This window comes from Pseudomonas parakoreensis, from assembly GCF_021602155.1.
In the GTDB taxonomy this organism is placed as follows: domain Bacteria; phylum Pseudomonadota; class Gammaproteobacteria; order Pseudomonadales; family Pseudomonadaceae; genus Aquipseudomonas; species Aquipseudomonas parakoreensis.
In genome coordinates this window covers 1-21820 of the sequence record NZ_BQHY01000032.1, presented here as the reverse complement: position 1 = coordinate 21820, position 21820 = coordinate 1, and the positions used below count along the sequence as shown (strand labels likewise).

Annotated in this window: 12 protein-coding genes; 11 read left to right on the top strand and 1 reads right to left on the bottom strand. The window is 61.8% G+C overall.

The features are described 5' to 3' along the window. A partial coding sequence (locus tag L6D63_RS27475; RefSeq protein ID WP_236170464.1) for a retention module-containing protein occupies positions 1-7003 on the bottom strand: 7003 nt, incomplete at its 3' end. Positions 7004-7360: 357 nt separating this feature from the next. Here L6D63_RS27475 and L6D63_RS27470 point away from each other — a divergent pair. The 11 genes from L6D63_RS27470 to L6D63_RS27420 form a co-directional block, all read left to right on the top strand. Then, positions 7361-8713, top strand: coding sequence for a TolC family outer membrane protein (locus tag L6D63_RS27470; protein ID WP_041070916.1), 1353 nt, complete (start codon positions 7361-7363; stop codon positions 8711-8713). Positions 8714-8755: 42 nt separating this feature from the next. Beyond that, on the top strand, positions 8756-10912 hold the full coding sequence (locus L6D63_RS27465; protein ID WP_131670823.1) for a type I secretion system permease/ATPase: 2157 nt from the start codon (positions 8756-8758) through the stop codon (positions 10910-10912). Beyond that, positions 10902-12269, top strand: a complete 1368-nt coding sequence (locus L6D63_RS27460; protein WP_095667875.1) for an HlyD family type I secretion periplasmic adaptor subunit — start codon at positions 10902-10904, stop codon at positions 12267-12269. The genes L6D63_RS27465 and L6D63_RS27460 overlap by 11 nt, the downstream gene beginning before the upstream one ends. A 370-nt stretch (positions 12270-12639) precedes the next feature. After that, positions 12640-13536 carry a TauD/TfdA dioxygenase family protein gene (locus tag L6D63_RS27455; protein WP_131670824.1) on the top strand — a complete coding sequence of 299 codons (897 nt, stop codon included), beginning with the start codon at positions 12640-12642 and terminating at the stop codon, positions 13534-13536. Positions 13537-13554: 18 nt separating this feature from the next. After that, positions 13555-14580, top strand: coding sequence for an ABC transporter substrate-binding protein (locus L6D63_RS27450; protein WP_131670825.1), 1026 nt, complete (start codon positions 13555-13557; stop codon positions 14578-14580). Positions 14581-14585: 5 nt separating this feature from the next. After that, positions 14586-15446 (top strand): ABC transporter ATP-binding protein, encoded by an 861-nt coding sequence (locus L6D63_RS27445; RefSeq protein ID WP_131670826.1) that lies wholly within the window; start codon positions 14586-14588, stop codon positions 15444-15446. 20 nt (positions 15447-15466) lie between these two features. Further along, entirely contained in the window at positions 15467-16333 is an 867-nt protein-coding gene (locus tag L6D63_RS27440) for an ABC transporter permease (RefSeq protein ID WP_131670827.1), read from the top strand. Positions 16334-16531: 198 nt separating this feature from the next. Beyond that, positions 16532-17449 (top strand): LysR family transcriptional regulator, encoded by a 918-nt coding sequence (locus L6D63_RS27435; RefSeq protein WP_131670828.1) that lies wholly within the window; start codon positions 16532-16534, stop codon positions 17447-17449. A gap of 189 nt (positions 17450-17638) precedes the next feature. After that, the gene (locus tag L6D63_RS27430; RefSeq protein WP_131670829.1) at positions 17639-19177 is read left to right on the top strand and encodes an MFS transporter; all 1539 of its coding nucleotides are present in this window, start codon (positions 17639-17641) and stop codon (positions 19175-19177) included. Between the two features lie 26 nt (positions 19178-19203). Continuing rightward, positions 19204-20274, top strand: coding sequence for an HlyD family secretion protein (locus L6D63_RS27425; RefSeq protein WP_047290721.1), 1071 nt, complete (start codon positions 19204-19206; stop codon positions 20272-20274). After that, the coding region (locus L6D63_RS27420) for an efflux transporter outer membrane subunit (protein ID WP_236170463.1) at positions 20271-21820 on the top strand (1550 nt) is incomplete at its 3' end. The genes L6D63_RS27425 and L6D63_RS27420, both read left to right, overlap by 4 nt.

Below are 21820 nucleotides of genomic sequence, written 5' to 3'. Positions count from 1 at the left end.
CGTCATCGGCCGGAGCTGGAACAGTCACGGTACCGGTGGTTTTACCGGCTTCGATGGTGATCACCGCGCCGTTGGACAGGGTCACGGTCACCGGAGTCCCGGCCGGATTGGTCAGGGTTGCGGTGTAGACGATCGAACCACCCTCGGCCACCGAGTCGCTGGCAGTCAGGTTCAGGTTGGTAGTGTCGACAGTGTCCGACACCGAGGTGTTCGCCGGTGTCTTGTCGGCCACCAGGTTTTCATAGTTGCCGCCGGCAACCTTGTCGATGGCGACGCTTAGCGAGCTGCCGCCCGCCAATGGGCTGTTCGGCGCGACGAAATTCACGCTGCCGGTGGTCTCACCGACGGCGATGGTGATGGTCTGGCCATTGGACAGGGTCACGACAACTGGCGAGCCGGTTACTGGTGCGGTCACGCTTGCGGTGTAAACCACGGTTTCGCCTTCGGCGACATTGGCGGTGGCAGTCAGCGACACGGTGGAGGTGTCGATGGTGTCGTTGACGGTGGTCACCGCCGGCGTGTTGCTGGTGACCAGGTTTTCGAAGTCGCCACCGGTCGCGCCCTTGATGGTCGCTTCAACGGTGCCGGCGTCCTTGTAGACGTCATCCTTCGGTGCATCGACGGTCACGGTGCCGGAAGTTTTGCCGGCGTCAATGGTGATCACCGCGCCATTGCTCAACGTCACGGTCACCGGAGTGCCGGCGGCGTTGGTCAGGGTGGCGGTGTAGGTGATCTGGCCACCTTCGTTCACCGCCGGAGTCGCGCTCAGCGACAGGTTGGTGGTGTCGACGGTGTCGGTCACGGTGGTGCTGACCGGGGTTTTGTCGGCAACCAGATTCTCGTAGTTGCCGCCGCTCACGTCGGTGATGGCGTTAGTCAGCGGCGCATGACCGTTCAACGCATCGTTCGGTGCGGTGGTGGTCACAGTGCCGGTGGTTTTACCCACTTCGATGGTGATGTTCTGACCATTGGCCAGGGTCACCACGACTGGCGAACCGGTCACGGGTGCACCGACAGTCGCGGTGTAGGTGACCGTGCCGCCTTCAGCCGCGGACTCGGTTGCGGTCAGTTTTACCGACGTGGTGTCGATGGTATCGGTGACTTCGGTCACGGCTGGAGCGGTACTTGGCACCAGATTCTCGAAGTTACCACCCGCAGCATCCTTGATCGTGACTTCGACCTTGCCAGCGTCTTTGTAGACGTCATCGGCAGGGGCTGGAACAGTCACGGTGCCGCTGGTTTTGCCCGCGTCGATGGTGATCACGGCGCCGTTGGACAGAGTCACGGTGACCGGCGAGCCGGCAGCATTGGTCAACGTCGCGGTGTAAACGATCGAACCGCCCTCAGCCACGGTACCGGTCGCGCTCAGCGACAGGTTGGTGGTGTCGACGGTGTCGGTCACGGTGGTGCTGACCGGGGTTTTGTCTGCAACCAGATTCTCGTAGTTGCCGCCGCTCACGTCGGTGATGGCGTTAGTCAGCGGCGCATGACCGTTCAACGCATCGTTCGGTGCGGTGGTGGTCACAGTGCCGGTGGTCTTGCCGACTTCGATGGTGATGTTCTGACCATTGGCCAGGGTCACGACCACAGGCGAGCCGGTTACCGGAGCACCGACAGTCGCGGTGTAGGTGACGGTGCCACCTTCAGCAGCGGACTCGGTTGCGGTCAGTTTCACCGACGTGGTGTCGATGGTGTCAGTGACTTCAGTCACTGCCGGAACAGTGCTCGGAACAAGGTTCTCGAAGTTGCCACCGGTTGCACCGTTGATGGTGACTTCAACCTTGCCGGCGTCTTTGTAGACGTCATCGGCTGGCGCTGGAACCGTCACGGTGCCGGTGGTCTTGCCCGCTTCGATGGTAATCACCGAACCGTTGGACAGCGTCACGGTGACTGGCGAGCCAGCGGCATTGGTGAGGGTCGCGGTGTAAGTGATCGAACCGCCCTCGGCGACCGAGTTGGTGGCGCTGAGCGACAGATTCGTCGTGTCCACGGTGTCAGTGACGGTGGTGCTGACCGGCGTCTTGTCGGCGACGAGGTTTTCGTAATTGCCGCCGCTCACGTTAGTGATCGCGTTGGTCAATGGCGCGTGGCCGGTCAATGCGTCATTTGGCGCGACAGTGGTCACAGTGCCGGTGGTTTTACCCACTTCGATGGTGATGGTCTGGCCGTTGGCCAACGTGACAGTCACTGGCGAGCCGGTGACTGGTGCGCCTACGGTCGCGGTGTAAGTGACGGTGCCACCTTCAGCCACCGAAGTATCGGCCGTGAGTTTCACGGTCGAGGTGTCGATGGTGTCGGTGACTTCGGTAACGGCCGGGACGGTGCTCGGTACCAGATTTTCGAAGTTGCCGCCGGACGCATCCTTGATCGTGACTTCGACCTTGCCGGCGTCTTTGTAGACGTCATCGGCTGGCGCCGGAACGGTCACGGTGCCAGTGGTTTTACCTGCTTCGATGGTGATCACCGAGCCGTTGCTCAGGGTCACGGTTACCGGAGTGCCGGCCGGATTGGTCAGGGTCGCGGTGTAGACGATCGATCCGCCTTCGGTCACGGTGCCGGTAGAGGTCAGCGACAGGTTGGTGGTGTCGACGGTGTCTGTGACGTTGGTCGAAACCGGGGTTTTGTCCGCCACCAGATTTTCGTAGTTGCCACCGCTCACGTCAGTGATCGAGTTGGTCAGTGGCTCGTGACCGTTCAATGCATCGTTCGGCGCAGTGGTAGTCACAGTACCGGTGGTTTTACCCACTTCGATGGTGATGGTCTGGCCGTTCGCCAGAGTCACGACAACCGGCGAGCCGGTGACCGGTGCGCCGACGGTAGCGGTGTAAGTGACAGTGCCGCCTTCAGCCACCGAAGTATCGGCCGAGAGTTTCACGGTCGAGGTGTCGATGGTGTCAGTCACTTCAGTGACCGCAGGGACGGTGCTCGGCACCAGGTTCTCGAAGTTGCCACCTGTTGTTCCGGTAATGCTGACTTCAACCTTGCCGGCGTCTTTGTAGACGTCATCGGCAGGTGCTGGAACGGTCACGGTGCCGGTCGTTTTACCGGCTTCAATAGTGATCACCGAACCGTTGGACAGGGTCACGGTAACGGGCGAGCCAGCAGCGTTGGTCAGGGTCGCGGTGTAGGTGATCGAACCACCCTCGGCGACCGAGTTGGTGGCGCTGAGCGATAGGTTCGTCGTGTCCACGGTGTCAGTGACGGTGGTGCTGACCGGGGTTTTGTCAGCGACCAGATTTTCGTAGTTGCCGCCGCTGACGCCGGTGATCGAGTTGGTCAGCGGTTCGTGACCCGTCAGCGCGTCGTTTGGCGCGGTGGTGGTCACGGTGCCAGTGGTTTTGCCGACTTCGATGGTGATGGTCTGACCGTTCGCCAAAGTGACAGTCACTGGCGAGCCAGTGACTGGTGCGCCAACGGTCGCGGTGTAAGTGACAGTCCCGCCTTCAGCGACCGAGGTATCGGCCGTGAGTTTCACGGTCGAGGTGTCGATGGTGTCGGTGACTTCAGTAACGGCTGGAACGGTACTTGGGACCAGGTTCTCGAAGTTGCCGCCCGCAGCATCCTTGATGGTCACTTCAACCTTGCCAGCGTCTTTGTAAACGTCATCGGCTGGTGCTGGAACGGTCACGGTGCCGGTCGTTTTACCGGCTTCAATAGTGATCACCGAACCGTTGCTCAGGGTCACGGTGACTGGTGTGCCCGCTGGATTGGTCAAGGTCGCGGTGTAAACGATCGAGCCGCCTTCAGCGACGGAACCGGTGGCGGTGAGCGACAGGTTGGTGGTGTCGACAGTGTCGGTGACGGTGGTGCTGACAGGGGTTTTGTCGGCCACGAGGTTTTCGTAGTTGCCGCCCGTTACGCCGGTAATTGAGTTGCTCAGCGGCTCATGACCGTTAAGCGCATCGTTCGGCGCGGTGGTGGTCACGGTGCCAGTGGTTTTGCCCACTTCAATGGTGATCGTCTGACCGTTGGCCAGGGTTACAACAACCGGTGAGCCGGTGACCGGTGCGCCGACTGTGGCGGTGTAAGTGACGGTGCCACCTTCAGCCACCGAAGTATCGGCGCTGAGCTTCACGGTAGAGGTATCGATGGTGTCGGTGACTTCGGTGACGGCCGGAACGGTGCTCGGCACCAGATTTTCGAAGTTGCCGCCGGACGCATCCTTGATCGTGACTTCGACCTTGCCGGCGTCCTTGTAGACGTCATCGGCTGGCGCCGGAACGGTCACGGTGCCGGTCGTTTTACCCGCTTCGATGGTGATCACCGCGCCGTTCGACAGGGTCACGGTTACCGGAGTGCCCGCTGGGTTGGTCAGGGTTGCGGTGTAGACGATCGAACCGCCCTCAGCCACGGTACCGGTGGCGGTGAGCGACAGGTTGGTGGTGTCGACGGTGTCGGTGACGCTGGTCGAAACCGGAGTTTTGTCAGCGACCAGATTTTCGTAATTGCCACCGCTCACGTCAGTGATCGCATTGGTCAGTGGCTCGTGACCGTTCAACGCATCGTTCGGCGCGGTGGTGGTCACGGTGCCGGTGGTTTTACCCACTTCGATAGTGATGGTCTGGCCGTTGGCCAGAGTCACGACAACCGGCGAACCGGTCACGGGGGCGCCAACCGTAGCGGTGTAAGTTACCGTGCCGCCCTCGGCGACCGAAGTGTCAGCGGACAGTTTGACGGTCGAAGTATCGATGGTGTCGGTCACTTCGGTGACAGCGGGCTCGGTGCTTGGAACGAGGTTCTCGAAATTGCCACCGCTGGTTCCGGTAATGCTGACTTCCACTTTGCCGGCGTCTTTATAGACGTCATCGGCAGGCGCCGGAACGGTCACGGTGCCGGTAGTTTTACCGGCCTCGATGGTGATCACGGCGCCGTTGCTCAGGGTCACGGTGACCGGCGAACCGGCAGCGTTGGTCAGGGTCGCGGTGTAGACGATCGAACCACCCTCGGCGACGGTACCGGTGGCGCTCAGCGACAGATTGGTGGTGTCGACGGTGTCGGTAACGGTGGTCGAAACCGGAGTTTTGTCGGCGACGAGGTTCTCGTAGTTACCGCCACTGACGTTGGTGATGGCGTTGGTCAGCGGCGGGTTGCCGGTCAGCGCATCGTTCGGTGCGGTGGTGGTCACGGTGCCGGTGGTTTTGCCGACTTCGATGGTGATGGTCTGACCGTTGGTCAGGGTCACGGTCACTGGCGAACCGGTGACAGGCGCGCCTACGGTGGCGATGTAAGTGACGGTGCCGCCTTCAGCGACCGAGGTATCGGCGGTCAGTTTGACCGTCGAAGTGTCGATGGTGTCGGTGACTTCGGTGACGGCTGGATCGGTACTTGGTACCAGGTTCTCGAAATTGCCACCGCTGGTGCCGGTGATGCTGACTTCGACTTTGCCGGCGTCTTTGTAGACGTCATCCGCAGGCGCGGGAACGGTCACGGTACCGGTGGTCTTGCCAGCTTCGATGGTGATGACGGAGCCGTTGCTCAACGTCACGGTCACCGGGGTGCCCGCCGGATTGGTCAGGGTCGCGGTGTAAACGATCGAACCGCCTTCGGCCACGGTGCCAGTGGCACTCAGCGACAGGTTGGTGGTGTCGATGGAGTCAGTGACGGTGGTGGTCGCTGGCGTCGTGTTTGGCACCAGGTTCTCGAAGTTGCCGCCGGTAGCACCGGTAATCGTGGTGCTGACGGTGCCGCCGTTGTTATAGACGTCGTTTGGCGCAGTCGGCACGTTGATAGTGCCCGTGGTCTGGCCGGCTTCGATGGTGATGGTCGAGCCATTGGACAGGGTGACGGTGACCGGCGTCTGCGCCGGGTTGGTCAGGGTCGCGGTGTAGGTGATCTGGCCACCTTCAACCACGCTGCCGGTAGCGGTCAGGGTCAGGCCGGTGGTGTCGCGCGAATCAACGATGTTCGTCACGGCTGGCGTCGTGTTCGGCACCAGGTTCTCGAAGTTGCCACCAGTGGCACCAGTGATGGTGGTGCTGACGGTGCTGCCGTTGTTGTAGACGTCATTCGGCGCGGTTGGCACGTTGACAGTGCCCGTGGTCTGGCCGGCTTCGATGGTGATGGTCGAGCCGTTGGACAGGGTGACGGTGACCGGCGTCTGCGCCGGGTTGGTCAGGGTCGCGGTGTAGGTGATCTGACCACCTTCGGTGACGCTGCTGCCAGCGGTCAGGGTGACGGTGGTGGTGTCGATGGTGTCGGTGACCTGGGTCGTGGCCGGAGTGGTCGGCGGGGTCACAGTGATGCCGTTGCCGCCGGTGGTGCCGGTGACGGTCACGTCGATCTGGGTCGGGTCGTTATAAACGGTGTCGTTCGGCGCCAGCGGCACGTTGACGGTGCCGGTGGTGGAGCCGGCGGGAATCACGATCACCGAGCCGTTGGACAGGGTGATGGTCAGGTCGGTCAGCGGCGCCTGGGTCAGGGTCGCGGTGTAGACCAGCACGCCGCCGGCTTCGGTGATGGTCGGCGTGGCGCTGAGGCTCAGGGTCGACTCACGCAGGGCGTTGGCGGTGGTATCGGTGGTCTGGCCACCGGTGATGTTCTGCGCCGCTTGCGCACCGGCGTTGATGCCCGCGGTCGGGAAGCCGATGGTCGGGTCGACGCGGCCGGCAGTGGCGTCGAGCATCACGAAGCTGTGACCGCCGCCTGCCGCGCCGCCAGTCCCCGCGGCGGTCGCGCCGGCAGCGGTGGCTTCAAGAGCGGTGGTCGGGTCGGCGCCGGCGGCGATGGCCTGCTGCAATTCGGCTACAGAAGGTGCGGCCTGCGCGGTCGCTTCGGCCAGGTCCGTGCTGGAGTCGGGCGCGTTGGCGCTCCACTGGGTTTCGCGACCCAGGTCCAGGGTGCGGCCATCCGCCAGTTCCAGCGATACAGCGCCGGACAGGCCAGTATCGATCTGGTCGCCGACGAACAGGCGATCGCCTTCAACGAGCACGCGGCGTACACCCTCGGGGGATACCACGAATACCTGACCGACAATGCTTTTGACGATGGCAACAACACTGCTCATTGAAGACTCTCCGGGTGTTACGTTCAGTTGACTTCCATTGCCTGATGGCTTCGGCGCCGATTCAGTCTGGACGTACTTTTAAAATTTGCGAATCAAGTTTGACGCTTCTTTTCGTCAATATTTTGGCTAGATTCTTTCGCTATTAACTTTATGCCAAACTATTGACCTTCTGGGTGCCATCCTAAACAATCGCCCCACTAATGTCACATTGATATTTCCGCGGCGACCTGTCCCTCAGCGTGTGATCCAGTTCCTATTTTGAACTTTCCGACATACGGTCATTCCGGTTGCCAATCATCCGACGCAGCAGCACGTTTTGCTGTGATTCAAGACAAGAAGTCCTGGGAAATCTTTACCATGCGTTTGCACTTGTTCAAGGCTCTACCCTTCGCTCTGGCCGCCTCTTTCGCCCATGCACAATCCTTACCGGAAGCCATGCAACAGGCACTGGATGTCCATCCGGAAATCCAGGCAGGGGTCAACAGTCGTCTGGCGGCGGATTATCAGTTAAAGGCTGCGAAAGGTGGATACCTGCCCAAGGTCGACCTGCTGGGTGGTTATGGCCGTGAGGGCACCGACAGCGTGACCACGCGCGCCAACGGTGGCGGCAATCACTGGGAGACACTGAACCGCAGTGAGTCAAGTTTACGTCTCTCGCAAATGGTCTTTGACGGTTTTGCGACGTCGAGCGAAGTCGGGCGTCAACAAGCCACCGTCAACTCCCGCGCCTACTCCCTGCTGGGGACTTCCGAGCGCACCGCGCTGACCGTCGCCCAGGTGTACCTGGACGTGTTGACCCGCCGCGAATTCGTGCGTCTGGCCGAAGAAAACCTCAAGAGCCACCAGCGCATCTACGACCAGATTCAACTGCGCACCCAGCGCGGCGTCGGCAGTGGTGCCGACCTCGATCAGGCCGAAGCGCGGATGGCCCAGGCGCGTAACAACCTGATCACCGAGCAGACCAACCTCGCCGACTCCGAGACCAACTTCCTCAGTGCCGTCGGCCAGATGCCTGACCAGTTGGAGCGTCCGGCGCCGTTCATGGCGATGATGCCGGCCAACCTCAATGAAGCGCGGCAGCAGATGCTGGAAAACAGCCCGATCCTGCGCTCGGCCGAGTCCGATATCGCTGCTGCCGAGAAGCAGTACGAAACCGCCAAGTCGACGTTCTACCCACGTTTCGACGCCGAGCTGGGTCGCACCGCCGACAACGATCTCGACGGTCAGAACGGCCACAACAACGAGTGGCAGGCCATGCTGCGCATGCGCTTCAACCTGTACTCCGGCGGCAGCAACAAGGCCGATCTGGAATCCAAGTCGTACCTGTCCAACCAGGCGCTGGACATCCGCAACAACGCTCTGCGTCAATTGAATGAAGAACTGGGTCTGGCCTGGAATGCCCTGAACAACGCCAATGCGCAGGTGCCGATCGCTCAGCAGTACGTTGATCACAGCACCGCCGTGCGTACCGCCTACCAGCGTCAGTTCAGCCTCGGCGAGCGCACCCTGCTCGATTTGCTCGACAGCGAAAACGAGTTGTTCACCGCTTCGCGCCGTCTGGCCGAAATCAAGAACATTCAGTTATTTACTCAGTATCGAATCAAGGCGACCATGGGCGAGTTGCTCAAGAGCCAGGGAGTGGTCGCACCGTTGGCATCCGTCGTGCAGAACGATGTGAAGCCGAAGGTCCAACTGCCCGGTATGAATTGAGCAGAACCTTCATTGTTCAATTGTTAGCCAAGAGTGCCGAGCGTGGAATCAGAAGTCAGTCGAGTTCAACTCATTCATGATCCGCGCGCGATGCACGACGATCCGTTGCTGGATGGTCTGCTCGCTCTGTGCATGCTGCACCAGAAACCCGCCAGTGCGGCGATGCTCACCACCGGTCTGCCGCTGCCCAAGCAGCGCCTGAGCGTCGAGTTGCTGCCCCGCGCAGCGGCTCGCGCCGGGCTGCAGGGTCGGGTGCTGCAACGCAAGCTGGAAGAGATTCCGGCGATTGCCATGCCGGCGCTGTTGCTGCTCAAGGATGGCCGCAGCGCGGTCCTGCTCGGCTGGCAAGGTGACAACGAAGCCCGGGTGCTGCTCAGCGAAAGCGACGGCGGCGAATCGGTGGTCAGCCGCGAACTGCTGGCCGACGACTACACCGGCAAAGTGTTCTTCGCCCAGCCGCAGCACAAATTCGACGTCAACCACGGCACGCTGATCCCGCGTGCACGCTCGTGGTTTCGCGACACCCTCAAGCGTTCGCGCTGGCTGTACGCCGATGCGATCGCCGCGAGTTTCCTGATCAACATCATCGCCATGGCCGCGCCGCTGTTCGTGATGAACGTCTACGACCGCGTGGTGCCGAACCAGGCCGAAGCGACCCTGTGGGTGCTGGCGCTGGGCATCACCGGTGCCTACATTTTTGACCTGATCCTCAAGAGCCTGCGCAGTCTGTGCCTGGATCTGGCGGGCAAGAAAACCGATCTGATCATCTCTGCGACGCTGTTCGAACGCATCGTCGGCATGGCCATGAAGTACCGCCCGGCGCGGGTCGGCAGTTTCGCGCAGAACATCCATGAGTTTCAGAGCCTGCGCGACTTTCTCGCCTCGCTGACCCTGACCAGCCTGATCGACCTGCCGTTCACCATTCTGATCTTCATCGTTATCGCCATTCTCGGCGGGCATCTGGTGTGGATTCCGGTGCTGGCGTTCCCGATTGCCTTGTTGATCGGTTACGCGCTGCAGAAGCCGCTGGTCGCGACCATGGAGCGCACCATGGCCCTCGGCGCCGAGCGGCAGTCGAGCCTGATCGAAACCCTCGCCGGCCTCGATGCGGTCAAGGTCAACAACGCCGAAAGCGAACGCCAGTATCAGTGGGAACAGACCATCGGTACCCTCAGCCGCCTTGAGCTGCGAGTGAAAATGCTCTCCGGTCTGGCGATGAACATCACCCTGCTGATCCAGCAACTGGCCGGGGTGATCATGATCGTCTTCGGGGTGTACCAGATCATCGCCGGCAACCTGAGCATGGGCGGTCTGATTGCCTGCTACATGCTCAGCGGCCGCGCGCTCAGCCCGCTGGCCTCGCTGTCCGGTTTGCTGACGCGTTATCAGCAGGCGCGGGTGACCATGACCTCGGTTGACCAGATGATGGAGTTGCCGCAGGAGCGCAATTTCGAAGAGCGTCCGCTGAGCCGCAAGGTGTTGCAGGGCGCGATCGAGTGCCGTCAGCTGAACTTCACCTACCCGGAACAACAGAACCCGGCGCTGAAGAACATCAACCTGGTCATCCGTCCCGGCGAGAAGATCGGCATCATCGGCCGCAGCGGTTCGGGCAAGAGTTCGCTGGCGAAACTGCTGGTCGGCTTGTACCAACCGGATGACGGCGCGCTGCTGGTAGATGGCGTCGACATCCGCCAGATCGACGTCAGCGAGCTGCGCTACAACATCGGCTACGTGCCGCAGGACATCCAGTTACTGGCCGGCACCCTGCGTGACAACCTGATCTCCGGCGCGCGCTACGTCGAAGACGAGCTGGTGCTGCAAGCCGCAGAGCTCGCGGGCGTGCACGAATTCGCCCGCCTGCATCCGCAGGGTTATGAACTGCAAGTCGGTGAACGCGGGCAGAACCTGTCCGGTGGCCAACGGCAGAACGTCGCACTGGCGCGGGCGCTGCTGCTCAACCCACCAATCCTGCTGCTCGACGAACCGACCAGCGCCATGGACAACACCGGCGAAGAACGCCTCAAGCAACGCTTGGCTGCCGTGGTTGAAAACAAGACCGTGGTGCTGGTGACGCACCGGGCCTCGCTGCTGTCGCTGGTCGACCGCCTGCTGGTGGTCGACCGTGGACAGATTCTTGCCGATGGCCCGAAAGCCGCCGTGATGGAAGCGTTGAAGAAGGGGCAGATCAGTGTTGCTTAAGTCGGGTGTCAAAGAGTCGATCCGTCGCTACTTCAAGGGTTCTGCCTCGCTGCAGGGCCAGCCGCTGCCGGAGGTCAACAAGGCGCTGATCGAGGACGCCCCGCGCGTCGTGCGCCTGACCATCTGGGCAATCATCGGCTTCTTCCTGTTCCTGCTGCTGTGGGCCAACTTCGCCGTGATCGACGAAGTGACCAAGGGCGACGGCAAGGCGATTCCGTCGTCGAAGATCCAGAAAATCCAGAACCTTGAGGGCGGGATCGTCTCGGAAATGTTCGTCAAGGAAGGTCAGATCGTCGAGGCCGGCGCACCGCTGATTCGCCTGGACGACACGCGATTTGCTTCCAACGTCGGCGAAACCGAAGCTGATCGCCTGTCGATGCTGTTGCGCGTCGAACGCCTGAGCGCCGAGGTCGAAGACCGTCCGCTGAACTTCCCGGAGGACGTGCTTAAAGCCGTGCCGGGTCAGGCGAAAAGCGAAGAGTCGTTGTACATCAGCCGTCGTCAGCAATTGCATGACGAAATCGGTGGCCTGCAGGAACAACTGATTCAGCGTCAACAAGAACTGCGCGAATTCAGCTCCAAGCAAGCGCAATATCGTCAGCAACTGGGCCTGCAGCGCCAGGAAATCAACATGTCCGAACCACTGGTGGCGCAGGGTGCCGTATCGCCGGTGGAAGTGCTGCGCCTCAAGCGTGCCGAAGTCGAAACCCGTGGTCAGCTCGACGCCACCACGCTGGCCATCCCGCGCGCCGAATCGGCGATCAAGGAAGTACAACGCAAGATCGACGAGACGCGCGGCAAATTCCGCAGCGAAGCGCTGACTCAGCTCAATGAAGCCCGCACCGACCTGAACAAGGCCCAGGCCACCGGCAAAGCGCTGGAAGACCGGGTCAGCCGGACGCTGGTCACCTCGCCGGTGCGCGGCATCGTCAACAAGTTGCTGGTCAACACCATTGGCGGCGTGATCCAGCCGGGCAGCGACATGGTGGAAATCGTGCCGCTGGACGACACCTTGCTCGTCGAAGCCAAGATCCGCCCGCAGGACATTGCGTTCCTGCATCCGGGGCAGGAAGCGATCGTCAAATTCACCGCGTACGATTACACCATTTACGGCGGACTCAAAGCCAAGCTGGAGCAGATTGGCGCCGACACCATCACCGACGAAGACAAGAAAACCACCTACTACATGATCAAGGTGCGCACCGAGCGCAGCCACTTGGGCACCGATGAAAAGCCGCTGCTGATCATTCCGGGGATGGTCGCGTCGGTGGATATCATCACCGGCAAGAAGTCGGTGCTGAGTTACCTGCTCAAGCCGATCATTCGGGCGCGGGCCGAGGCGTTGCACGAGCGTTGATGCTCTAGCGGTCTTTATGGCCTCATCGCTGGCAAGCCAGCTCCCACAGAGTTTTCGGTTGGAACACGATTGTGTGCTCGACATCGGAATCTGTGGGAGCTGGCTTGCCAGCGATGGCGTCAGTGAAATTGCCACATTACGCCCAGAAGTGACAAAAACCGTCACTCACCATCCCGTCCATTCCTCACCATCCGCCATATCGTTATTCATTAACGGTATTTAATTTCCAGTTCTTATAGCTATAAAGTCACCCACCTGCGTACCTGCCGACCAATCGGCGCGCCGCACGACCTGAACCGACACGCAATCCAGCGTGAGTGTCTGATCGACGTGCGCGCCCGTGAGCGCGCCGTGCGTGGGAGATTGAAAGATGTCCGCAGCTACTGCCACCCCAAGCGCCGCGACTGCCGCGCCGCAAACCTTCGAGATTCGCCCATTCAGCGGTGCCGTCGGTGCCGAAATCATCGGCCTGGACCTGACCCGGCCAGTCAACGATCATGACTTCGCGCGCATTCATCGCGCGCATCTGGATCACCATGTCGTGGTGTTCCGCGACCAGCGCATCACCCCGCAACAGCAGATCGATTTCAGCCGTCGTTTCGGCGTGCTGCAGATCCATGTGCTCAAGCAGTTCCTGCTGGCCAATCACCCGGAAATTCTCATCGTCTCCAACATTGTCGAGAACGGCCAGAACATCGGTCTCGGTGACGCCGGCAAGTTCTGGCACTCCGATCTCTCCTATAAAGAACTGCCGAGTCTCGGCTCGATGCTGCATGCGCAGGAATTACCGTCCGAGGGCGGCGACACCTTGTTTGCCGACATGCACAAAGCCTGGGACAACCTGCCCGAGGCGTTGCGCAAAGCCGTGGACGGGCGCTCGGCCGCGCATTCCTACACCGCGCGCTACAGCGAAACCAAATTCGAAGGCAACTGGCGTCCGACCCTGACCCCGGAGCAACTGGCGCAGGTCGCCGAAGTGGTGCACCCGATCGTCCGCACCCATCCGGAAAACGGCCGCAAGGCGTTGTTCGTCAGCGAAGGCTTTACCACCCGCATCGTCGGTCTGCCGGAGGACGAGAGCCAACAGCTGCTGGCCGAGCTCTACGCCCACAGCGTGCTGCCGCAAAACATCTACCGCCATCAGTGGCATCCCCACGACATGGTGTTCTGGGACAACCGGTCGCTGATTCACCTTGCCGCCGGCTGCCCCGCACACCTGCGCCGCAAGCTGTATCGCACGACCATCCAGGGCGACGCGCCCTTCTGATTTGCCGGAGATTAGATCATGTCCAAACGTCTTCCCTTTGCACCGCTGGCGGCGGCCATCGGCCTGGGTTTCAGTCTGATTGCCGGCAGCCTGGTGGCGCCGACCGTGGCCCACGCCGAAGGTGAAATCCGCATCGCCGAACAGTTCGGGATTGTCTATTTATTGCTCAACGTGGTTCGCGATCAGGGCCTGATCGAGAAGTACGGCAAGCAGGAAGGCCTCGACATCAAGGTCGACTGGACGCAGCTCTCGGGCGGCGCGGCGGTCAACGATGCGCTCTTATCCGGTTCCATCGACATTGCCGGCGCAGGCGTCGGCCCGTTGCTGACCATCTGGGATCGCACCCACGGCAAGCAGAACGTCAAGGCCGTCGCCTCGCTCGGCAACTTCCCGTACTACCTGGTGAGCAATAATCCCAAGGTCAAAACCATTGCCGATTTCACCGAGAAGGATCGCATTGCGGTGCCGGCGGTGGGCGTGTCGGTGCAGTCGCGCTTCCTGCAATACGCCGCGGCCAAGCAGTGGGGTGACAAGGAATTCAGTCGCCTCGACAAGTACACCATCGCCGTACCGCACCCGGATGCGACCGCTGCGCTGATTGCCGGCGGCACCGAACTGACCGGGCATTTCTCCAACCCGCCGTTCCAGGATCAGGCGCTGCAGAATCCCAACGTGCACGTGGTGCTCAACTCCTACGACATCCTCGGCCCGAACTCGCCAACCGTGCTGTTCGCCACCGAGAAATTCCGCAATGAGAACCCGAAAACCTACAAAGCTTTCGTCGAGGCGCTGAGCGAAGCCGCGCAATTTGCCCAGAACGATAAGGGCGCGGCGGCGGACACCTACATCCGCGTGACCAAGGCCAGGATCGACCGCGCCGAGCTGCTGAAAATCATCGACAACCCGCAGTTCGAATTCAGCGTCACGCCGAAAAATACTTATCCACTGGCCGAATTCCTCTACCGCGTCGGTGCGATCAAAAACAAACCGGAATCGTGGAAGGACTACTTCTTCCAGGACGCCAAACCGCTGCAAGGGAGCTGATCGAGATGAACGCCCTCTTGCAAGGCCACGCGGCCAGCAACTCGGTCGCCAGCACGCAAGCGCTGCTGGCGGTGGATAACGTCAGCCTCGAATACCGTACCCCGCAACGGGTGGTGCGCGCCACCCATCAGGTCAGTTTCGAAATCGATCCGGCGGACCGCTTTGTGCTGCTCGGCCCGTCCGGCTGCGGCAAGTCGACCTTGCTCAAGGCGGCCGCCGGTTTCATTGCGCCGAGCGAAGGCGAGATTCGCCTGCAAGGTCAGCGGGTCGAGGGACCGGGTCCGGACCGGATCGTGGTGTTCCAGGAGTTCGATCAACTGCCGCCGTGGAAAACCGTGAAACAGAACGTGATGTTTCCGCTGCTGGCCTCGCGAACCTTGAACAAAAAAGACGCCGAAGAACGCGCGCTGCACTATCTGGAAAAAGTCGGGCTGGCGGCGTTCGCCGATGCCTATCCCCACACCTTGTCCGGCGGCATGAAGGCGCGGGTGGCGATTGCCCGCGCGCTGGCGATGCAGCCGAAAATCCTTTTGATGGACGAGCCGTTCGCTGCGCTGGATGCGCTGACCCGGCGCAAGATGCAGGAAGAATTGCTGCTGCTCTGGGAGGAGGTGCGCTTCACCTTGCTGTTCGTCACCCACTCGATTGAAGAGGCGCTGGTGGTCGGCAATCGCATCCTGCTGCTGTCGCCACATCCGGGGCGGGTACGCGCTGAGGTGCACAGCCATCAATACGATCTGCAAAGCCTTGGCGGCGTGGCGTTTCAAGAATCGGCGCGACGCATTCACCGTTTGCTGTTCGATGAAGGCCAGTCGCCGGAAACCGAACGTGACCATGACTTCAACGACATTCGTATCGCTTATTGAGCGTTCTGGAGGATTGCCCGATGAGCCAGCCATCGTCTGTACGACAAGAGTTTGAAACCGTCCTTGAACCATTGACCAGCGTGCCGCTTGAGCGCGAATTGCCGTTGGCGCAACGTCTGTGGCAACAGGGCTGGCTGCGTAAGAGTGTGATCCTGATTCTGCTGGCGATCCTCTGGGAAGTGATCGCCCGGGTGCAGAACAACGACCTGTTGCTGCCGAGCGTTCTGCAGACCGGCCACGCGCTGTACGACGGCCTGCTCAGCGGTGAGTTGCTGGGCAAGGTGTGGATATCGCTGGTGGTGCTGATCAAGGGTTACCTGATCGGTATCGTGCTGGCATTCGCCCTGACCACGCTGGCGGTGTCGACCCAGCTCGGTCGCGACCTGCTGAGCACCCTGACCTCGATGTTCAACCCGCTGCCGGCGATTGCCTTGCTGCCGCTGGCGTTGCTTTGGTTCGGTCTTGGGCAGAACAGCCTGATTTTCGTGCTGGTGCATTCGGTGCTGTGGGCGCTGGCGTTGAACACCTACGCAGGCTTTCTCGGCGTCTCGGAAACCCTGCGCATGGCCGGGCGTAACTACGGGCTGAAGGGCATGCGTTTTGTGCTGTTCATCCTGATCCCGGCAGCGCTGCCGTCGATCCTCGCCGGGTTGAAAATCGGCTGGGCGTTTGCCTGGCGCACGCTGATCGCAGCCGAGCTGGTGTTCGGCGCCACCAGCGGCAAGGGCGGGTTAGGTTGGTACATCTTCCAGAACCGCAATGAGCTGTACACCGACAAGGTGTTTGCCGGGTTGGCGGTGGTGATCCTGATCGGGTTGCTGGTGGAGAATCTGGTGTTCGATACGCTGGAGCGGGTGACCGTAAAGCGCTGGGGCATGCAGCGGTAATGTGTATTGACTGAGTTGCCCCCATCGCTGGCAAGCCAGCTCCCACAGGAGTTTCGCCGGCCATAGACTTTGTGGAAGCTCACAATCCTTGTGGGAGCTGGCTTGCCAGCGATGGCGTCCTTGCAACCACCACCAGACTTGAGGGATGTTTGCTAGCATTGCACCCGGATCAATCCAGATCAGCCAAGAGTGCTCAGCATGCAACTCCCGGATATGAACCTTCTGGTCGCTCTCGACGCCCTGCTCGACGAAGGCAGTGTGGTCGGCGCTGCGCGGCGGATGAACCTCAGCCCTGCCGCCATGAGCCGCACCCTGACGCGCATCCGCGGAGCCATCGGCGACCCGATCCTGGTGCGCGCCGGTCGCGGCCTGGTACCGACCCCCAAAGCCCTCGAATTGCGCGAGCAGGTGCGCGATGTGGTCGAGCAGGCGGCGCTGCTGTTTCGCTCCGCCGACAGCGTGGAATTGGGTACCTTGCGGCGGCGTTTCAGCATCCGCGCCAACGACTTTTTCATCGGCGTATATGGCGGCAAGCTGTTCGATACCCTCGACCAGCAGGCGCCGCACTGCGAATTGCGCTTCGTTCCCGAAGGCGATGGCGACGACGAAGCGCTGCGTGAAGGACGGATTGATCTGAGTGTCAGCAACACCCGTCCGGTGACCCCGGAAGTCAAAGTGCAGAACCTGTTTTCCACGCATTTCGTCGGTCTGGTACGTGAGGATCATCCACTGCTCGACGGCGAAATCACTGCCGAGCGCTATGCCGGTTACTCACATATCAGCATGTCGCGCCGTGGCATTGCTCGCGGCCCCATCGACACCGCGCTGAACGCATTAGGCCTGGAGCGGCGGGTGGCGGTGATTGCGCCAAGCTTCCACGCGGCGATGTTTGCCTTGCCCGATTCCGACCTGATCCTGCCGGTGCCCAAGGAAGCGTTGCTCAGCGTGCGGCGGCTGGGCTTGAAGCTGCGTTCTTTCAACCTGCCGATCCCGTTGCCGACGCTGATGCTGACCCAGGCCTGGCATCCGCGCTTCGACAAAGACCCGGCACATCGCTGGCTGCGCGAAACGCTGAAGGCCTGTTGCGACGAAACCTGGCTGGCCGCGCAGCCCTGAAGGGCCAAAAGATCGCAGCCTTCGGCAGCTCCTACAGGGAAGCGCAGTCTTCAGGAGCTGCCGAAGGCTGCGATTTTTTGCATTAAACAATTGTGTCTGACGCACTTATAACCTGCCGATAAGTCAATTTTCGTCAGCAGTAAGCCCTACTAAAATGCTCCGGTATTTTTCCCTCCGGAGTGTGTATTCATGACATCCCTGACCGTCCCGGCGAACGTCGCTGCGGCCAGTCCGGCGACGGCGGCCACGCCACCGGTGTTCGGCGCGCGGATCATCACCGGCCTGGTCGGCGTGCTGCTGGCGGTGCTGGTCTCGGGCCTCAACGAGATGGTGACCAAAGTCGCTTTGGCCGACATCCGTGGTGCGCTGAACATCGGTTACGACGAAGGCACCTGGCTGGTGTCCTGCTACGCCGCGACTTCGGTGGCGGCGATGGCGTTTGCGCCGTGGTGCTCGGTGACGTTTTCCCTGCGCCGCTTCACCCTCTGCGCGATCAGCCTGTTCACGCTGCTCGGCGTGCTGTGCCCGTTCGCCCCGAACTACGAAAGCCTGTTGCTGATGCGCACCCTGCAAGGCCTGGCCGGCGGCGCGTTGCCGCCGATGCTGATGACCGTTGCCCTGCGCTTTCTGCCGGCCAATTTCAAACTCTATGGCTTGGCCGGTTATGCGCTGACGGCGACTTTCGGCCCCGGGCTGGGCACGCCGCTGGCCGGGTTATGGAGCGAATACGTCGGCTGGCAATGGACGTTCTGGCAAATCGTCGTGCCGTGTCTGATTGCCATGGCGATGGTGGCTTGGGGCATTCCGCAGGATCCGCTGCGCCTGGAACGCCTCAAGACCTTCAACTGGAAAGGCCTGTTGCTGGGTTTTCCGGCGATCTGCATGCTGGTGATTGGCTTGCTCCAGGGCAATCGGCTGGACTGGTTCGAATCGAACCTGATCTGCGCATTGCTCGGCGCCGGCTCGCTGTTGCTGCTGGCGTTTCTGATCCATGAATGGTCGCAGCCGATTCCGTTTTTCAAGCTGCAGATGCTCGGTATTCGCAACCTGGCGTTCGCACTGATGACCCTCGCCGGGGTGCTGGTGGTATTGCAGGCGGTGGTGCTGATTCCGTCGAGCTATCTCGCGCAGGTGCAGGGTTATCGCCCGGTGCAGACCGCGCCGATCATGCTGATCGCGGCGTTGCCGCAGTTGATTGCGCTGCCGCTGGTGGCGGCGCTATGCAACCTGCGCTGGGTCGATTGTCGCTGGGTGCTGGGCATCGGTTTGAGCATGCTTACTCTGTCTTGCCTGGGCGGCTCGCTGCTGACTTCGGAGTGGATCCGCGACAATTTCTACGTCCTGCAATGGCTGCAGATTTTCGGTCAGCCGATGTCAGTACTGCCGCTGTTGATGCTCTCCACCGGCAGCATCCAGCCACAGGACGGCCCGTTCGCTTCGGCGTGGTTCAACACGGTTAAAGGCTTGGCGGCGGTGATCGCCACCGGCGTCATCGAGGCGCTGACCACCGCGCGCCTGCATTTCCACTCGACCATGTTGATCGACAACCTCGGTAATTCACCGTTGGCCGATCGCAGCGATCCGGGCCTTGCCCATCGCCTGCACGAACAGGCCGTGGTGCTGACGTCCTCTGATCTTTATGTGTGCATGGCCGGCGTCGCGGTGGCGCTGATCCTGCTGATTTTCTGGCTGCCGACGCGGATTTTCCCGCCGCGCGCGCCGACCTGACTGCTTCACAGATACCGAAGGTTTTTATGACGACTCAAGCAAAGCAAAAACTCGCGGTGGCCGTGGCCGCCGCACTGGCGGTCGGCGTGTTGCTGTACCTGGCGGTGCCGGGACTGTTCGGCAAGCGCACCCAGCAAAATACCAACGACGCGTTCGTTTCCGCCGACTACACGTTAGTGGTGCCGCGCGTGGCCGGGTTCATCAAGGAAGTGCTGGTGGAAGACAACCAGCAGGTCAAGGCCGGGCAATTGCTGGCGCTGATCGATGATCGCGATTTGCGTGCTGCCGCTGAAGCGGCCGATGCGCAAACCCTGGTCGCCCGCGCCCAGTTGCAAAACGCCAGGGCCACGCTGGAGCGGCAGACCTCGGTGATCGCTCAGGCGCAGGCCTCAGTGGTCTCGGCCAAGGCAGAAATGGCCTTCGCCCAGCAAGAGCTCAATCGCTACAACCACCTCGCTGGCGTCGGCGCCGGCACGGTGCAGAATGCGCAGCAGGCGCGCACTCGCATCGATCAGGCGAGCGCGCGGCTCGATACGGCCAGCGCGAAACTGGCGGCCGAGCGCAAGCAGGTGGAGATCCTCACGGCGCAGCGTGATGCCGCCGAAGGCAATCTGAAACATGCGCAAGCGGCACTGGAAATCGCCAGTTTCGAGCTGTCCTACACGCGCATCACTGCGCCGCAGGACGGCATGGTCGGCGAGCGTGCGGTGCGCGTCGGCGCCTATGTCACGCCGGGCAGCAAGTTGCTGGCGGTGGTGCCGTTGCAGCAGGCGTATGTGGTTGCCAACTTTCAGGAAACTCAGCTCACCGACGTGCAGCCGGGCCAGCAAGTGCAGGTGCACGTCGACAGCCTCGGCGGTGAGGCCTTGAGCGGTCGCGTCGAAAGCATCGCCCCGGCCACTGGCGTGACATTCGCCGCGGTGAAACCGGACAACGCCACGGGCAACTTCACCAAAGTCGTGCAGCGGATTCCGGTGAAGATCGTGCTTGAGTCGGGTCAGCCATTGGCAGAGCGTTTGCGGGTGGGCATGTCGGTGGAGGCGAGTATCGACACTCGCCGTTCGGCGTCGGCGGAGCGCGAGGTGACTCAGCGATGATTTTTGTTGAATCGGCTGGCGACATCGCTGGCAAGCCAGCTCCCACAGAGGGTGTGCAGACTGGCCGGGATTCTCACTCCAAACAGAGTTCTCTGTGGGAGCTGGCTTGCCAGCGAAGAGGTCCGTGGCAGCAACTCACCTTAAGTGCCTTGCTTACCCTTGGCCTCAGCGCCTGCACCGTCGGCCCGGACTTCCACAAGCCTGAAGCCCGCCAGATCACCGACTGGGCCAAACCCGCCAAGTCCGCCCCCAGCCAAGCCGTCAGCGAACCGCTGAACCAACGCTGGTGGGAAGTTTTTCACGACCCGCAACTCTCAGCCCTGACCCAGCGGGCGATGAACAGCAACCTCGATCTGCAACTGGCCGGCAGCCGCTTGCAACAAAGCCGTGCCGCGCGTCAGGTGATCACCGCGGATCGCTACCCGACCACCGCCGCTAACGGCAGCTACGCGCGCAAACGCAACAGCGGCGAAGGCCTGAATGACCCGTCCGGACACAACGGCGATTCCGCCTTCAACCTGTGGGACGCCGGTTTCTCCGCCTCGTGGGAACTGGATGTCTGGGGCCGCGTGCACCGCGAGACCGAGGCTGCCGATGCCAACCTCGAAGTCGCCGAAAACGACCGTCGCGGCGTGCTGCTCGCGGTCCTCGCCGACACTGCACAGAACTACATTCAGCTGCGCGGCGTGCAGAACACCCGCGCGGTCACCGAGCAGAACCTCGATGTCGCCCGGCACAGCCTCAAGCTGTCGCAACTGCGCCTGAACGACGGTGTGGCGACCGATCTGGACGTCGCCGAAGCCGCCGCCCAGGTCGCGGCCATCGAATCGCGCCTGCCGGCCCTTGAGCAGCGTCAGTCTCAACTGATCAACGCGATCAGCCTGTTGATGGGCGAAGCGCCCCAAGCGCTGGCCAAGGAGTTATCCACAGATGCCGCGGTGCCGCAGTCACCGCTGCAAGTCGCCATCGGCCTGCCGTCACAGCTGGCCGAACGCCGACCGGACATCCGCCAGGCCGAGGCGCGCCTGCACGCCGCCACTGCCAACATCGGCGTGGCCAAAGGCGACTTCTATCCGCGCATCACCCTGTCCGGCAACCTCGGCTCGCAGGCAATGCAGCTGAGCGATTTCGGTTCCTGGGGCTCGCGGGCTTTTGGTATCGGCCCGCAATTCAGCCTGCCGCTGTTCGACGGCGGACGGCTGCGCGGCATGCTGCAACTGCGCGAAGCCCAGCAACAGGAAGCGGCCATCGCCTACCAGCAGACCGTGCTGCGCGCCTGGCATGAAATCGACGACCAGTTGACCGCCTACAACGCCAGCCAACGCCGCCGCGACAGCCTCGCCGAAGCCGTGCGGCAGAACCAGATCGCCCTGCGCACCGCGCAGCAGCAGTACGTCGAAGGCGTGGTCGATTTCGTCAACGTCCTCACCGTGCAAGGCGCGTTGCTGGCGACTCAGGAGCAGTGGGTGGAAAGCTCGACCGGCGTTTCGCTGGCGATGGTCGGGTTGTACCGGGCGTTGGGCGGGGGCTGGGCGTCGGTGTATCC

Bases quoted from the DNA above. Each gene is read 5' to 3' on its own strand.
- L6D63_RS27445 (WP_131670826.1), top strand. From the start codon at position 14,586: ATGAACGCCCTCTTGCAAGGCCACGCGGCCAGCAACTCGGTCGCCAGC.
- L6D63_RS27435 (WP_131670828.1), top strand. From the start codon at position 16,532: ATGCAACTCCCGGATATGAACCTTCTGGTCGCTCTCGACGCCCTGCTC.
- L6D63_RS27425 (WP_047290721.1), top strand. From the start codon at position 19,204: ATGACGACTCAAGCAAAGCAAAAACTCGCGGTGGCCGTGGCCGCCGCA.
- L6D63_RS27430 (WP_131670829.1), top strand. From the start codon at position 17,639: ATGACATCCCTGACCGTCCCGGCGAACGTCGCTGCGGCCAGTCCGGCG.
- L6D63_RS27455 (WP_131670824.1), top strand. From the start codon at position 12,640: ATGTCCGCAGCTACTGCCACCCCAAGCGCCGCGACTGCCGCGCCGCAA.
- L6D63_RS27470 (WP_041070916.1), top strand. From the start codon at position 7,361: ATGCGTTTGCACTTGTTCAAGGCTCTACCCTTCGCTCTGGCCGCCTCT.
- L6D63_RS27440 (WP_131670827.1), top strand. From the start codon at position 15,467: ATGAGCCAGCCATCGTCTGTACGACAAGAGTTTGAAACCGTCCTTGAA.
- L6D63_RS27450 (WP_131670825.1), top strand. From the start codon at position 13,555: ATGTCCAAACGTCTTCCCTTTGCACCGCTGGCGGCGGCCATCGGCCTG.